We start from the raw sequence: 16,135 nt of genomic DNA on the forward strand, positions 1-16,135 counted from the left end.
TAATTCCTCCCTTTGATATAAAAAAGAGACCACAAACATCACTATAGAAATCGCCTCTATAGCGTGTTGTGGTCTCTCCATATCTCCTACCGAATTATTAACTTAACATCATTATAACACTGGTTATGATTATTTAAAAGCCTTTGTTGCTGCAATTGCTTTTTTCCATCCAGCATATAGCTCTTCACTTGTTTCCGCTTCCATTGCTGGTGTAAAGCTTCTGTCCATATTCCACTGCGCCTTAATTTCGTCTTGGTTTTCCCAATATCCAACTGCAAGACCCGCTAAGTATGCTGCCCCTAAAGCTGTCGTTTCATTTACTTCTGGACGCTCTACTGGAACATCTAACATATCACTTTGGAACTGCATTAAGAAGTTGTTCTTAACCGCTCCGCCATCAACGCGTAATGTTTTCAGTTCAATACCTGAATCTGCTTCCATTGCACATAATACATCTTTCGTTTGATATGCTAATGACTCTAGGGTTGCACGAATAAAGTGCTCTTTCGTTGTACCGCGCGTTACGCCAAATACAGCTCCGCGTACTTCACTATCCCAATATGGTGTTCCAAGTCCTACAAATGCTGGAACAACGTATACACCATCAGTTGATTCCACGCGAGACGCATACGTTTCACTTTCACTTGCATCTTTAAACATGCGCATTCCGTCACGCAGCCATTGAATTGCAGAACCCGCTACGAAAATACTTCCTTCTAATGCATATTCAACTTTACCATTTAATCCCCATGCAATTGTTGTTAATAGACCATGCTCAGAAGCAACTGCTTTTTCACCTGTATTCATTAACATGAAGCAGCCAGTTCCGTATGTGTTCTTCGCCATACCTTCACCGAAGCAAGCCTGCCCAAATAACGCTGCTTGTTGGTCACCAGCCACACCTGCAATCGGTACATTTTGGCCGAAGAAATGATAATCAACCGTATGACCATACACTTCAGATGATGGGCGTACTTCTGGAAGCATGCTTTTTGGTACTGTTAACATTTCTAGAAGTTCATCATCCCACTGTAAATCATGAATGTTATACATTAATGTACGTGATGCATTTGAATAGTCTGTTACGTGCACTTTACCGCCAGACAATTTCCATACAAGCCATGTATCAATTGTACCGAATAGTAATTCGCCGCGTTCTGCCTTTTCTCTTGCACCTTCAACGTTATCTAAAATCCATTTTACTTTCGTACCTGAGAAATATGCGTCAATTAAAAGACCTGTTTTTTCGCGAACCATATCGCTATAGCCTTTTTCTTTTAATTCATCACAAATTTCAACCGTTTGACGAGATTGCCACACAATTGCGTTATAAACTGGTTTCCCAGTTTCTTTGTCCCATACAACCGCTGTTTCACGTTGGTTTGTAATCCCGATTCCAGCGATTTGTTCTGGTTTTACATCTACTTCACTTAAGCAAGTTGCAATAACAGCTAGAATAGATCCCCAAATTTCTTGTGCGTTATGCTCTACCCAACCTGGCTTTGGAAAGTGTTGCGTAAATTCTTTTTGTGCTACATGAACAATTTTACCTTCTTTATTAAAAAGAATTGCACGTGAACTTGTTGTTCCTTGGTCTAATGAAAGAATATATTTTTCCATATTCAGTTCCCCCTTACGCTATTTTTCTACTATTTGCATCTTTTCCACTCTTTTTGCTTGTCATATAAGAGATTGCTAGTACAATCACAGTTGCAATTATCACATAAATAAGCGCTGCATTTTGTTTCCCTTCAAATACAACTTGGTGGAATAAACCTGCAAGTGATCCACCTAAAATCGGTCCTACAACCGGAATCCATGCATACTTCCAGTTTGATCCGCCCTTTCCTGGAATCGGAAGGAAGAAGTGTGCAATACGAGGACCTAAATCACGAGCCGGGTTGATTGCATAACCTGTTGTTCCACCTAATGATAAACCAATACTTACAATTAAAAAACCTACGATAAACGGATTTAAACCATCTGCAAATTTATTAGCACCAATTGCTAATATACCAAACACTAAAACGAATGTACCAATCATTTCACTTAAAAGGTTTGCAAATGTGTTCGGAATTGCTGGCCCTGTTGCAAAAACACCTAACTTTGTACCTGGGTCTTCTGTTTCTTTCCAATGAGGTAAATAATGTAAATATACGATAATTGCACCGATGATTGCCCCTATCATTTGTGCTGCGATATATCCTGGTACATCGCTCCATGGGAACGCTCCCTTAAAAGCAAGCCCTATTGTTACAGCTGGATTTAAATGTGCCCCACTAATCGATCCAACTGCATATGCTGCGATAGCAACCGCTAAGCCCCATCCCATTGTAATAACAATCCAGCCTGAATCCTTAGCAAACGACTTCTTTAAACTTACCCCAGCACAAACGCCGCCACCAAGAACGATTAACAACGCTGTCCCTATTAACTCTCCTAAAAATGCTGACATAATACCCCTCCCCACTTGATTTAAGCACTTTCAATGTGACGGAGATAAAATGAATGGTCATTCGTTTTTTTTTCAAAAGAAAAGATCCACAGTCTACATGCTTCTACATAGAAATATAGAAACAATGAAATGTGGATCTCTTCTTTTCTCCGTCACGTTTATTAACTTATCTATAATGTAAACCATAATTGAAAGCGGTGTCAATAAAATTTTCTCATATTTTTGTCACTTTTTTTGATAATATTTCCATAACTCTTTGTTCGATGTTGTAATCGCTGTTGCACCAGCTGCTAGTGCTCTTTCTACATCATCAACACTGCGAATAAAACCACCTGCCAAAATCGGCACGCCTGTCCGCTCTTTCACCTCGGCAATTACACCGATTAAAGCTCCTGGAAGTACCTCGATATAATCCGGCCTTGTCTTCTCTAAAAGATTACAACTCTTTTCCATCGCACTAGAATCTATTAAAAAGATGCGCTGAATCGCAACGACACCTTTTTGCTTCGCCTTCATAATGACATTTGCTTTTGTCGATAACAATCCATAAGGTCTAAACTCTTGGCATAAAAACTCTGTTGCATGCCCATCACTTTGCAATCCATGAATCAAATCGACATGTAAAAATACTTTTTTACAATGCTGCTTCGCTAGTGCCACAACACTCTTCAATTGACCGATATGAATATCTAAAATCACAATATACTCATACGAACTATGTAATAATTTTTCTAAATCCTTAATCTGCCGAACAGCTGGCAAAATCCTTTGTTCATGAAATTCCATTCCAAAAGTCCCCTTCCTATCTATCCTTTATAGTACACAATTTGAGCATGGGTGTGGGGATTTTTTACGCTTCCAAGTTGTCGTTTCTGTTAAATGACGATAAAGTTATTTAATTTTAAAAGCCCAAACAAACATAACCCTGTTCCATATTTAGAACGGGGTTAAAAATATAGTTGTTCAATCTTGATATAAGACACTTCACTACACTAAAAAATATAGCAATAAAGTCGTTTGAAAATCTAAGTTTTATTCAAAAAATAGCGCCCTTTTCTGGAACAACAACATTTTCTTTTAATGATTCTTCATCCACTCTAACTTGTTTAATATATAGTGATTATATAATTCGTTTTCTATTGTCTGTTGACTCAGATAAGTAAATCCACATTTTTCAATTACTTTATTTGATGAAACGTTGTTAATTAAAGCTACTGCGTTAATGACTTCCAAATTTGTATTTGTAAACAAATAGTCAATCAATCCTTTAGACGCTTTAGTAGCGTAGCCTTTCTTTTGATATTCACTTGAAATGGCATACATAATTTCTCTATTCGGTGAAGGTAGCTCATCTTTTATGCCCGTACAGCACCAACCAATAAATTTATCCGTTTCCTTAATAAATATCCCTAGTTTTAAAAAATGCCCCTCTATGTTTGATGTATTTTCAACGGCATCAAGAAACGCTTTATTTGCTGGTATTTCGTAATTGGTAATCCAATCAACCCGTTGTTCTTTTGTTGATTTCCAGTCTGGCAAAAAATTAAATATTTCTGGTTGATTTGATATTCTGTATATATTATCTGCATCTTTAATGGAAAACTCTTGAAGATAAATATCTCCACAATCTATCCTAAATAATTTTTCTGATGTTTTATGTTTCATAACTTTTCCCCTTGTAAGTCATATTTTCATTACTTCTTTTCTTGAGCAATCTTATTCCATTTAACTCCCTTTCCCTTAAAAAAATTATCTCAAAATTTAATTATTTATACAATCACTTATTCTAGAATCTGGCCCGATTGTTGAATAACATTTTTAACAACTTTATTATTTTTCAAACGACTTTTTTGTCACTTAACAGTTTCGTGTCGGTAAGTCGATATTCCATGTCGAAACGTCGATATATTCTAAGTTGTGTCCGATATATTTTTGGAAATAGAAAAGCGGATAACGAATATATTATCCACTCCCCCGTACTTATAGTAAAACCGAGTCTTTATCACTATCTTGGTTACGTCTCTCACGTTCTTCCTCTAAACGCTTCATATATACTTCTCCTTCTTTTTCGATAAACTCATTATCCATCTCTTGTTCTTTTTTCGAAGTATATAAAACCATGTAGCCACTTACAACAATCCCAATAATAATAAGATAAATCCACCATGGTAAAGTTTCCACTTGATTTCCTTCCTTTCCTAAGACAAGCCTTGTTAGTTTCACTGTATGAAAGGAAGATTGGATTTATGATTAAAAATTTTAACATTCTTTTTAAAGATTCTTTTCCCTTCTCTTGCAAACACACGTTTAATGTGTTTAATATATATTAAACACATTAAACAATAAGGGGCTGTAAAATGGAAAACTTAATATTAAACGAAGATCAGAAGTTATTGATTGAGGATTTTGGAACCTATATAGAATCTTCAGGCGGTGCAAGGTCCCTCGGCAAAATATGGGGCTACTTATTGATATCAGGTACTCCAAAATCTCTTGATGACATGGTAAACGATTTGCACATTAGCAAGGGTATGGCGTCATTGTCCGTTCGACAAGGTGTCCAAATTTCTTTATTTCGCAAGGTTGGGGTTCCTGGCAGCAAACGAGATTTCTACCAACTGCATTCAGATGCATGGACATCGACTTTGCATACGAGTATTGCACAGAGCGCCATGATGACACAATATTTGCGTAGAGCTAAGAATCTAGTACTCAAGGATCAAGCTGTATCAACGATAGATGAAAGTATCGAATTTTTTGAATTTGTTATCCAGCAGACGGAGCAAATTTTAGTTCAGTGGGAAGAGCGAAAAGGTAGTAACACAAAATAGGAGGATATATTATGCCAAAAGTTACTGCGAACGGTATCACTATTCATTACGAAGTTAAAGGTCAAGGAATTCCCATACTATTTTTGCACGGTAGCGGATCATCATGGAAAATGTGGGAGCCGCAATTCGAAGCATTTTCTTCACATTATCATATGATTATGCCTGATTATAGAGGACATGGTGATACGACAAAGGAATTTCCAAACAACAAATATGACCATCACGTTATCGTGGAGGACATCAAATGCTTTCTAGATGCACTTGGAATCAACAAAATTCATGTCGTAGGCGTCTCACAAGGCGGTCAATTGGCTACACTGCTTGCGATAAAATATCCAGCATACGTAGATAAACTTGTCATATCTAATAGCTATAGTGAGATGCCTACAATGGCAGCCGATTGGGTGCTGTCGATATCGAATTTTATATTCAGTCTGCTTCCATACCGTATGATTATAAATCTCATGATGAAACATTATAAGGATGACCCTTATACACAGCGTATTTTAAGAAATTCTTTTTCGATTGATAAGAACATGCTGCTTGCAATGAAGAAAGCGCCATTTCCAACACATACCGATCAACTGCATCGAATTCAGTCGCCTACACTTGTAATGGGTGGTGAGGGAAAAATAATGATTGGCGTTGATGAAGGAAAGGGATCCCGCATTATTTTCAACCATATTCAGAATGCTAAGCTCGTACTATTTAAACATGCATTCGATCCATTAAATACGATGCGCCGGGATATTTTTAATGAGATGATAATTGAATTTCTAGAGGACAAACCTTTGAAAGAATATGAGGATGTAACAATCTTCAATAAATAGTAAAGAGGTGCTCATATGAAACTCTACTTTAAAGATATTGAATTAGGTGAAATTACAGAAGTGCACACAGATACACCGTGGATGTATGGGACTATTCACTTAAACAAAAATAGTAAGCCATTTCAAGAATATTTTCGCGGGATGATTGATGAAGAGCATGAATTTGATTTTGAAAGCACAGATCCAGAATTTTCAGATGAAAGGAATTGGTCAGTTTTCGATGAAAATGAAGGTACATACTTAGGAATCGCTCTTCCAGCTATTCACATTGAAGATACAGCTATCGCATGGCGGTGGAGATAAAATTCACACATCTTTTGTACGTATTTTAAAATCAAGTGCAATGCCTTTTGACAATAATATAAGTGTGGTAAATTTGAAGATGAAGAATAAAGAAGCAACAACAAAGAAGAACGCCTATTAGTGAGGGTAACCGTTCTTCTTTGTTTGCTGTACATTTACTTAATTTTCTTGTGGTGCTGGGAAGTCTGCGTGACTGTCTGCTACTGCAATACCACCAGTGTGTCCATCAGAAATCCAAGTTTCCCCATGTCCATATGCAGGTGCATAGCTAGGTGCCGGCGGGCGTCCGTGGTCTGCTTGTGATGAATATGAATTCGTAAAAAGACCTATCCCCAAAACAGATACAAAACTAACAGTACCAACTAACAATTTTTTCATTTCAATGCACTCCTTTGTTTAAGTGTTTGTCTTGCTTCATATGCAGTATTAAAATACTTACTAGCCTTTTCGAAATTCTCCTCATTGTAGAAGCGTTTTGCAAGATATCCTGCGTATTCTTCAATAAAACCATATAGTTGTTGTGTTTCAAAGTAACTAATACCTGCAATAATAACAGATTCTAGGTTCTGCTTATATTCCACATCATATAAAGCCTGTATTATGCGGAAATGGTGTATATATTCCGTATCGGCTATCTTAATACCTTCTTCTAAAAAAGTTTTAGCTTTCTCAATTTGATTTATCTTGTAGTGTTCCTGCGCTAACAAGAATAATGTCTTATGGTATGGTTTTTCATTATTATAAACATCTGTTAAGTAACGGATAGCAGTTTCTGATAAATTTTGTTTTGCATAGAGAAAACCTAAATTGTAGCGAATCAACATAACTAAATTTTCATGATTTTGCTTCTTAGCCGATTCTAGACTTTTTATAAAATATTCTTCAGCTTGTTCAAACTGATTTAAGGTAATACTTGCTAGTCCTAAAGTAACGTCACATTCTAACTGATTAAGTTCATAACTTGATCGCTTCTCATATAATTCTTTTGCCTTAAGTGCATGTTTAATTGTTAATAAAGGTTGGTGAATGTGGTAGTATAGCACCCCTAGTTTATAATTAAACTCTGCCTTTTCGATCTCATCAGGAACGTGCATTAAAAGTTGTTCTGCTTTTCCAAAGTGTTCACTAGCTTCCATATAGTTAGCTAACATAGTATTATGAATTCCTTTATAAAAATGATAATAATACGATAAACCATTATCAATTGATTTTTTATTAAGTGTTTCAAGTTCGTCCAGAGAAATACATGTACTATTTGTTAACAACTTATAGCGGAAATCTAATAGATAGTAGTACAATAGCAAATTTGAGTCTTGTAGTTCTGTGCTTTCTTTAGTTTTAAAAATGTTGATTTGTTCATCAACTTCCCGCTTTAAATTTGTTGCTTTTAACACTTGTTTGTGCAACATCGATCGATACCAATCGTCTAATGAATGTTTAAGTTGTTCTTTTGTTACTACATGTGCACTCACAGCAATCCATCCCCCTTTTCCCTTTATTTGTAATTATTTCAATATTAACATAATTATACAAATTATATATAAACCTCCTCTTTTAAATTAGTTGAGAAATAATTGTCAGAATATTAACGATTAAATGCACAACAAAAAAGCCGACTCATAAGAGACGGCTTCCTTACTATATTTGAATTCGTGATCCGTAGAATGGAAATGCCTTATTTACCTTCACAAAAACATCACTATTTTATAAAGCTATCTTTGCATGATTTTTTTAATAGAATCATAAACCAAACAAGACTGAAACCGATGATAGAATGAGAGATTGCTACTATGTAGGTTAATCCTTTAAAATCAGCCCCATTTAGTTGAAGAAGTCCTCGGGCTGCCAGTGAAGAAAGTGTTAAAATTAATCCAATATTATGGACGATAAACCACATATCAAAACTTTTCACTTCATGAAATGCAAATGATTTTGATAGTGCTAAGGCAATTAAAAAGAATAAAAATCCAAGTACTAGCGTATGTGTGTGTAAAAGGTTCAGCAGAGTAGATCCTAGAATGCCCTTTGCTTTTGCATATTCTCTAGCAAATACACCTGATAATAAACCGATAATTAAATATGTAAACGATGCATTATATAATTTTTTCATCATATACCTCCTAAAGTAGAATGATTAATGTTGATGTCTTGGTATTTATATATACATCAATTAAAAAAACGACATAAAGATCCTCTTTTTAGATGGAAGAGAGCATCTGGCCATGCATAGAAGCGGTCAGGTTTTTTCTGCCACATGCGAAGTAAACACAGAAAGAGCAAACGAGTGTANNGTGTAGGTTACTTTTTATTCTGCATAGCAGGGATGTAGATGTCGAAACATTAAAATGGATTTATATAAAATTCATATATAAATTCAGTAATGTAGGAAATTATCCAAATGAACCATACGACAACGCTGAATATGCGGAATGTTGTTATCATTTTTGATTCGTAAATTCCTATTGTATTTTCAAATCATGATAGTTATATAGCAAAAACTCCTAATTTCTCAGGAGTTATGTTATAATAGCTCATTTTTTCCAATTTTATTATAATTATATAATATTTGGTTACACAAAACAATTGAACGTTATGTGAACAAAGAGGTCATGTTATATTCTGCATAGCAGCAACTTGGATGTCGAAAAATGAAAATGCATTTATATAATTGAAATCGTGGGTTACGATAGTCTTTATTTTCTAAGCAACATGTCCATACATCTACCAATCATTACAATGATTTTTTCAAATAACAAAGGCAAGTGATCTCAGCTATACACTAAAACCACTTGCCTCATAAGATTTTATTTAGTTAGTTAGTTATGAAAAGAAGGCTTATAGAATGAACGATTATCAAGCGCAAAGACACGCTCTGTGTATTCACCTGGTTTCGTGCGTCCAAGTGCACGATCCATCATGTTCATCTTCGCGTCTAAATTATCGATGTAATGCAGAATTTCTGCTTCTTTTACTAATGGTGGTTTTGGACTACCCCATTCCGCTTTTCCGTGATGAGATAAAACAATGTGCTGAAGAAGCAATACTTCTTCGCCTTCAATTTTTAACTCATCTGCCGCTTTTCCAATTTCGTTTACCATGATGGAAATATGACCAAGTAGATTTCCTTCTAACGTATACGTTGTCGAAATTGGGCCAGACAATTCGATTACTTTACCAAGGTCATGTAAAATAACACCTGCATACAGTAAATCTTTGTCTAAAGATGGATACAGCGTAGAAATTGCTTTCGCTAAATCAAGCATGGATACAACGTGGTAAGCAAGTCCTGATACGAATTCATGATGATTTTTCGTTGCTGCTGGGTAATCTAAAAATTCATTTTGATGTTTATTCAATAAATGTCTTGTAAGACGCTGAATGTTCGAGTTTCTCATTTCAAATATGTACTGTGTAATCTTTTCCACCATATCTTCTTTTTTCACTGGTGCTTTTTCTACAAAGTCTGAGATATCTGTCACTTCATTCGCATTCGCAACACGAATTTGTTTCACACGCAGTTGAATACGTCCTTTATAATTTTGGATATCCCCAGCTACTTTCACAATCGTTTCCGCTACATATTGCTTCTCCACTTCTGGCGATACATCCCATAGCTTCGCTTCAATATCGCCGCTTTGGTCCTGTAAGATTACTGTTAAAAACGGCTTCCCGTTACTCGCGATTCCTTTTGTCGCTGTCTTAATTAACAAGAAGATATCGACTTGTTCACCAACTTCATACTCTGCAATTTTCTTTTTCATCCTAATTCCTCCACCAACTTAAGTACTTTTAGTATAGCACACTACACCTGATTTTCTTTATGTCTACGCGGTAATTTTATCATCTGTTTTTCTGTAAAGAACGATAATAAATGCGCATGACATGTAAAGAAGATAACCTGTCTATCCTTCGCAATCTCTTTAATTAACTGGGTTGTTCGTTCTGTTCTTATTGCATCAAAATGCACAAAGCTATCATCAATAATAAAGGGATAATCATGTTCAAAAGTATGAGCAAGTGCAAATCTTAGTGATAAATACAACTGCTCCGCTGTCGCCTGACTTAGCTCATGACTGTAAAAACGAATACCATCGCTGCGTTCAACGATAAATGGCTCTGTTTCTGACGGTGAAAAAATCTTACTGTACTTCTCACCTGTTAAGTATACAAAATACTCTTCCGCTTTTTGTAAAATGCGCGGTAATTGTACTTCATGGTAATATTGCTTCGTTTTTGTTAGCACCGTTTTTGCCGCTGCATACGCTGCCCACTTTTTCACTTGTTCACGCACATGCGATTTTTTCATTTCCCATTCATGTAATAAATCACCGTACGTACTACCTTCTTCTAAATTCGCAATTTCTACGCGGTGCTCCGCGATACGCTCAGTTAGTTCCTTCTCTTTGGAAAGAAAACCTTGTATACGCCCCGCTTCTTGCTTCAGCTTCTCTTCATAGCCTTCTGCTTGGTAGTTCTCAGCTAATGATAAACTTGTTAAACGCTGCTCTAGCATATCAATCTGCGGTAATAAGCGCTGCACTTGTTTCTCTGCATCTTCACGCTTTTCAGCCTGCACCCCTGCTTCTAAAAATCTTTCTTCATCCAAAACTCCTGCCATTTTCCATAGTCCATCTCTTTCTGACAAAAGTTGCTTCATTTGGTGCTGTAATAATTCATATTCTTCCTGCCACTCAGCAAGCTTTTCCTGCAACTGCTTATATAGCTGTCTCTTTTCTTTTTCCTGCTGAATGCGATCACGAATCATATGAAGGGTATCAAAGCCTGTATCTTTCATAACATTCTCTAGTTTATGTTCAAACTGAGAAATCATTTCATATAATGCATCTTTTCGCTCTAATTGTTTCCCTAATTCACGATATAATTGCTGTATTTTTTCAATACGTTCAAACCCCGGTAATACGTGTGCATGTGTATAAAAGCTTGGAAATAAATATTGCCCCTTGTATACATCTACGCGCTCCGCTATACGAAACGTATCTCTCTCCCATTCTTCATATGCCGAAACAACTTTATCATAACTTCTTTCCATCTGCTGCAATTTATAAGACTCTCGCTCAAATACTTTGCGCATCTCTTCATCTTTTTCTAATTGATAGCGAATGGACAGTGCCTCTTCGCTTTGACGTCCTCCAGCGCTCTGCTGTAATGTAAGCAGTTCCGCTTGCAAACCATCAGTAGAAGAATCTTTATACAAAACAAGCGACAGTACAATGAAGACAAAAACGATAACACTTGTAAATAACAAAGCGCGGTTATCTAAAAATAAACTCGTCAGCAAAATCCCTGTATTCATAAGTAACAAAAGAAGACAAATTCTCTGCCAACGCTTTTTCTTTTGCTGCGCGGCTTTCGTTCTTTCTTCATATTTATGCTGAATCCGCTCAACACCTGTACCAACAAAGCCCTTATCTTGAAACGCTTTTTCCTTTTCGGCAAATGCCTGTCTTTCTTCATCTGATAACATTTGCTTCTGAATGTGCCTTACGTTCTCTTCTTGTTCTTCTAATTGCTCTTGGGCTGCCTTAAAACGGTCATCCAGCTGTTCTTTTCGCGTTTCTAGCTCCCTTGCTTTTTGCACAGTTTGCGTAATCAATTCTTTTACCGCAAGACTTGTATCAAAGGACAGAACACTTTCTTTTTCAAAACGAGTACCAATTTGATGCTGCAATTCTTCTATTTCTTCTTTTATATTACCAATACTTCCAGTAATATCACGCATTTCTTGGCGCGCATTTTCATATGACATATGCTGCATGCGAAGTTCTTCTACATAGCTTTCTTTTTGCAGAAGCGCTTCTTCTATTTCAAGCGCATCCACTTCCGATTGCACCATCTCCATCTTTTTCTGAAGCGTATCTAGCTGGACACCAAGCGGTTCAATCTTTGCTTTTATCGTTTCATAACGCGCTGTACCTCGAACAGGAAAATGTCCTTTCTGCTCTTCTAATAACTTTTCATAAGCTCGTTTTTCAATTACAAGAGGCTCAAGCGCCGATAAGATTTCATAATCTTGCTTTCGCTGTTCTGCCAGCTCTTTTTCAGTGCGAATATGAAGAAGGCGCTCTTCGCTTTCCTTTAGCTGCTTCACTTGTTTTTCATACGTACCAATCTTTCCTTGCCACTCGCTAAGTTTCTCCTGAAGCTTCTTCATTTCTTGCAGTGATACATTAATTTCAGGCTTACGGCCATTCGGTTTAAAGCGCTGGTCCATTTCTTTTTCCAGCTTTTTATCTAACTGTAATAATGCATCACTTCCAACTGCACTTGCTGAAAATAAATAATTGCCAATATCCGCTTCACCGAGCTGATGAATATTTTGCAAACCATGCATATCAAATGAAAAGATAGAATCAAACAAGCTCTCATTCATCCCGCTTACGATATCTTGTAAAACTTCTTCGCCGCCTGTTGTTCCATCTTCAAAGTAAACCGTTACTTCCCCAGCAGCTGTTTTCGGAAGACGCTCGATTTTCAGGCGTCCATACTGCTTCGTCATCACCGTTATCGCACCACCATATTTCCCGCCTTCTTTCGGTTCATAACGCTTTTGTCCTCTCGTAGGAAATCCGAATAAAATACTCTTCATAAATGAACGAATCGTCGATTTCCCCGCTTCATTTTCACCATACAACACCGTCAGCAATGAAAGATCTATTTCCACATTTTCTAATTTTCCATAGCCATAAATATGGAGTTTTTCAATTCTCATTTTTTATCCCTCTCTTGCTGGAATAATTGCTCTAATATAATATTTTCTGCTTCCTTTTGAATCTCTGCTTTCTCCTCTTCTGAAAAAGACTCAATGACATTACGGGCAACAGGAGATGACCAAATCGTTCGAAGCACCGCATCCATATTCGTAAATGATTCTAACTCTTGCAGGACATTACCAACAAAATGATTCTCCTCTTTTAACCGCTCGATTTCCGCAAATGAAATCGTCTCATTCTTCCACTTGATGACATACACAAAATCTCTTCGCTCTTCCCCCGCTGCTAAAATATGAAAAATCTCTTCCACTCGCTTTTCATCACGTAAATAAGGAGACAACGGTCCTTGCCCTGTAAACACGACTGTTAAAAACGTTCCTTCCTCAGCTTTGCGCCGCTCATTGATCGCTTTCGTACAAGCTGTCATAAGATCATCAACGGTTTCTAGTTCATCGATACAAATTTCTATTTCTCCCCAAATAACATCCGACGCACCGAAAAAGGAACAATTCGTACCTTGCTCTGTTATCTCAACAAGGTACGCCCCTTTCTCTCCCGTTTCCTTTCGGTGACGCCCTTGTATATTCCCTGGGTAAACAATATATGGTTCTTCTGCTAAAATTTCGCGCTTATGTATATGGCCAAGAGCCCAGTAATCAAACTGTTTTTCTTTCAGCTCACGAATTTGAAACGGTGCATAACGATTATGCTCCGCATCGCCGCCTTCCACACTTCCGTGAAGCATCCCAATATGAAAAGGCGCGTCGCTCATTTTTGTATATTGCGCCGTCATATTATCGGTTACGGCTTGCTGTAAGTAACTAAATCCATAAATCGATGCAAGAAGTTCACCATCTTTGTAAAATGACTTCTCTTCTACATATGGCTCTGTAAACACATGAACATTCTCTGGAAACTCAATTGCCGCCCAGCTTCCGCCTAAATGATCGTGATTGCCATGAATCATATACACAGGAATCTCATACTGCGCAAGCCTTTTCATCTGCTCCCTCACAAACACCTGCGCACGCAAACTTCTCGTTTCCCCATCATATAAATCCCCTGCAAGCAGTACAAAATCAACGCGCTCTTGAATGGCTTTATCGATAATACGTTCAAACGACTGAAACGTACTTTGCTTCATTCTTTCCCAAACAGCTGCTGGCACATTCATTTCCATCCCTTTAAACGGACTATCTAAATGTAAATCGGCCGCATGAATAAACTTTACTTCTTTCACAATGTAACGCCCTTTCTCCGTCATACTTAGTTTTATTTTAGCACGATATATCCCATATTTCTTTTGCATAATTGCTCGTTTTTGGACGTAGTAGCTACAACATTCTGATTCTTTACTCTGACGGTGTAAAAAAATAAAAAAGATGTTTAAAACATAATAAAGTTCTTTTAAAAGTAAAAAGCATGAAAGTTATTTTTCGGATAAGTTTCTTTTGTATTTAGGGGGACATTAAGAATATCTTATATTGTTCTCATCGTATTTTAATGTTTTTTTAGTAGAGTATACCTTGTATCCTACAAGGAAAGAGGAAGAAAACGATGCATATACTACATTTTTTAAGCGAATATATAAAACACCCACGAACTGTAGGAGCAATCTTGTCAAGTTCTAAGAAACTTGCAAAACAAATGATATCTCCTATTAATTTTGAACAAGCAAAATGCATTATTGAGTATGGACCAGGGACCGGAGTGTTTACAAAGCAGCTCATTCAACATAAACATAATGACACAGTATTGCTAATCATTGAGAGCAATAAACAATTTTACGATATACTTCAAAATAAATATGCAGACATGAAAAATGTGTACATTATTCATGACTCTGCCGAATATACGGAAAAATATATTCAGCAATATAAAATTCCTCAAGTAGATTATATTGTTTCAGGATTACCCTTTACCAGTTTATCCCTGGATACGTCTAAAAAGATATTACAGGTAACAAAAGAACTGTTAGGGGAGGATGGAAAATTTATTACTTTCCAATATACACGTCTTAAACAACAATTTTTCCGATCTTTCTTTACAAATATTGAAATTAAAAAAACAAACTGGAATATCCCGCCAGCTTTTGTGTTTACTTGCTGTATGTAAGGAGATGGGGGGGGAACCTTCATCTCCTTACATATAAAGCGAAATGTATCCATTATTTGTACCATTTAATACCGAGAAAGAACATAAAAAGAACCGATATATATACAAATTAATTAGAATGAAATCATAGCCCCTCTTTCCCTTCAAAAATAAAATAGATACAAAAGCCATCTTACTTATTACCAATCATGTCACATATTTCTTTGCATATTCTATCGTTTTATGACAAAATAGTTATAAGATTCTGATTTTAATTTGGAGGGGATTTTTTATGGGAGCATACGTTCTAACAGTCTTTGAAAAAGATGGTTCAAAAGCATTAGACGAATCATTCGAGGCCACAACAGAAGCAGAGGCGAAATCAAAGGGTGAATCTATTTTACGAGAAAAAGGATTGTATGAAAAAACACATCGCTGCACATCTTCAGCAGGAAAGCTTGTTTTATTCCAGCGCTAAAAAAAGAAGCGTCATCCGCTTCTTTTTCATTCCATATCTTCATCACACCACGTAAATACCACATCTAGAATACGATTTCCAAGACGCACGCGCCGATTCCACTCTCCAGCTTGAATTTGGCGCTGCAATTCATCTTTCATCTTTTCCGTCCAGTCGTGAATGGTTCCATTCCCGTCGTACGGATATACGCCCTGGAACTCTTCCTGCAGAAGACTAAGGCTTTCTGCATCCAAATGAAAATGGAAAAAGTAGTTTGCCGTAAGCGATGGTTCTTGCAATTTTAAAAACGGATCGTCAATTTGCTTTTTATTTCGGTAGAAAGTAAATATGTTCACCTTTCCGCTCGTAATTTGGTCAATTTGAATTTCGTGCTTCTCTATAATCACGTCTTGTCCACCTCGTTATATACTACC

At 36.7% G+C, this 16,135-nt stretch carries 17 protein-coding genes; 5 read left to right on the forward strand and 12 right to left on the reverse strand.

Annotation, left to right across the window (positions count from 1 at the left end; all coding sequences use genetic code 11):
• Positions 1-129: 129 nt before the first annotated feature.
• The 5 genes from glpK to COO03_RS25130 form a co-directional block, all read right to left on the reverse strand.
• Positions 130-1,620 (reverse strand): glycerol kinase GlpK, encoded by a 1,491-nt coding sequence (gene glpK / locus COO03_RS25110; RefSeq protein ID WP_097899684.1) that lies wholly within the window; start codon positions 1,618-1,620, stop codon positions 130-132.
• 13 nt (positions 1,621-1,633) lie between these two features.
• A complete protein-coding gene (gene glpF, locus COO03_RS25115) occupies positions 1,634-2,455 on the reverse strand; it encodes a glycerol uptake facilitator protein GlpF (protein ID WP_097899685.1) in 822 nt (273 codons plus the stop codon).
• 225 nt (positions 2,456-2,680) lie between these two features.
• Entirely contained in the window at positions 2,681-3,241 is a 561-nt protein-coding gene (locus tag COO03_RS25120) for a glycerol-3-phosphate responsive antiterminator (RefSeq protein ID WP_097899686.1), read from the reverse strand.
• 291 nt (positions 3,242-3,532) lie between these two features.
• On the reverse strand, positions 3,533-4,120 hold the full coding sequence (locus tag COO03_RS25125; RefSeq protein WP_097899687.1) for a GNAT family N-acetyltransferase: 588 nt from the start codon (positions 4,118-4,120) through the stop codon (positions 3,533-3,535).
• A gap of 315 nt (positions 4,121-4,435) precedes the next feature.
• A complete protein-coding gene (locus COO03_RS25130; RefSeq protein WP_097899688.1) occupies positions 4,436-4,636 on the reverse strand; it encodes a sporulation YhaL family protein in 201 nt (66 codons plus the stop codon).
• Positions 4,637-4,812: 176 nt separating this feature from the next.
• Between COO03_RS25130 and COO03_RS25135 the strand changes: the two genes are divergently transcribed.
• Genes COO03_RS25135 through COO03_RS25145 form a run of 3 tightly spaced genes read left to right on the forward strand, consistent with a single transcriptional unit; the run spans position 4,813 to position 6,419 of the window.
• A complete protein-coding gene (locus COO03_RS25135) occupies positions 4,813-5,286 on the forward strand; it encodes a GbsR/MarR family transcriptional regulator (protein WP_097899689.1) in 474 nt (157 codons plus the stop codon).
• An 11-nt stretch (positions 5,287-5,297) separates the two neighbouring features.
• On the forward strand, positions 5,298-6,116 hold the full coding sequence (locus COO03_RS25140; RefSeq protein WP_097899690.1) for an alpha/beta fold hydrolase: 819 nt from the start codon (positions 5,298-5,300) through the stop codon (positions 6,114-6,116).
• Between the two features lie 15 nt (positions 6,117-6,131).
• Positions 6,132-6,419 (forward strand): hypothetical protein, encoded by a 288-nt coding sequence (locus COO03_RS25145; protein WP_097899691.1) that lies wholly within the window; start codon positions 6,132-6,134, stop codon positions 6,417-6,419.
• Positions 6,420-6,578: 159 nt separating this feature from the next.
• On the opposite strand, the gene COO03_RS25150 is transcribed toward COO03_RS25145, so the two are convergent.
• From COO03_RS25150 to COO03_RS25175, 6 genes are all read right to left on the reverse strand, one after another.
• Positions 6,579-6,797: a hypothetical protein gene (locus COO03_RS25150; protein WP_097899692.1), complete on the reverse strand. Its 219-nt coding sequence runs from the start codon at positions 6,795-6,797 to the stop codon at positions 6,579-6,581.
• Positions 6,794-7,891, reverse strand: coding sequence for a tetratricopeptide repeat protein (locus COO03_RS25155; RefSeq protein WP_170958158.1), 1,098 nt, complete (start codon positions 7,889-7,891; stop codon positions 6,794-6,796). Before COO03_RS25155 ends, COO03_RS25150 begins: the two co-directional genes overlap by 4 nt.
• Positions 7,892-8,118: 227 nt before the next feature.
• Positions 8,119-8,529 carry a DUF2871 family protein gene (locus tag COO03_RS25160; protein WP_097899694.1) on the reverse strand — a complete coding sequence of 137 codons (411 nt, stop codon included), beginning with the start codon at positions 8,527-8,529 and terminating at the stop codon, positions 8,119-8,121.
• A gap of 706 nt (positions 8,530-9,235) precedes the next feature.
• Positions 9,236-10,180, reverse strand: a complete 945-nt coding sequence (gene yhaM / locus COO03_RS25165) for a 3'-5' exoribonuclease YhaM (RefSeq protein WP_097899695.1) — start codon at positions 10,178-10,180, stop codon at positions 9,236-9,238.
• Positions 10,181-10,221: 41 nt separating this feature from the next.
• Positions 10,222-13,149, reverse strand: a complete 2,928-nt coding sequence (locus tag COO03_RS25170) for an ATP-binding protein (protein ID WP_097899696.1) — start codon at positions 13,147-13,149, stop codon at positions 10,222-10,224.
• Positions 13,146-14,390 carry a metallophosphoesterase family protein gene (locus tag COO03_RS25175; RefSeq protein WP_141523204.1) on the reverse strand — a complete coding sequence of 415 codons (1,245 nt, stop codon included), beginning with the start codon at positions 14,388-14,390 and terminating at the stop codon, positions 13,146-13,148. Before COO03_RS25175 ends, COO03_RS25170 begins: the two co-directional genes overlap by 4 nt.
• A 317-nt stretch (positions 14,391-14,707) precedes the next feature.
• Here COO03_RS25175 and COO03_RS25180 point away from each other — a divergent pair, with 317 nt between their 5' ends.
• Both COO03_RS25180 and COO03_RS25185 read left to right on the forward strand, forming a co-directional pair.
• A complete protein-coding gene (locus COO03_RS25180; RefSeq protein ID WP_097899698.1) occupies positions 14,708-15,265 on the forward strand; it encodes a class I SAM-dependent methyltransferase in 558 nt (185 codons plus the stop codon).
• Positions 15,266-15,536: 271 nt separating this feature from the next.
• Positions 15,537-15,722, forward strand: a complete 186-nt coding sequence (locus tag COO03_RS25185) for a YhzD family protein (RefSeq protein ID WP_097899699.1) — start codon at positions 15,537-15,539, stop codon at positions 15,720-15,722.
• A gap of 26 nt (positions 15,723-15,748) precedes the next feature.
• On the opposite strand, the gene COO03_RS25190 is transcribed toward COO03_RS25185, so the two are convergent.
• Positions 15,749-16,108 (reverse strand): hypothetical protein, encoded by a 360-nt coding sequence (locus tag COO03_RS25190; protein WP_097899700.1) that lies wholly within the window; start codon positions 16,106-16,108, stop codon positions 15,749-15,751.
• Positions 16,109-16,135 lie beyond the last annotated feature (27 nt).

Source organism: Bacillus sp. AFS098217, from assembly GCF_002551815.1.
In the GTDB taxonomy this organism is placed as follows: Bacteria; Bacillota; Bacilli; order Bacillales; family Bacillaceae_G; genus Bacillus_A.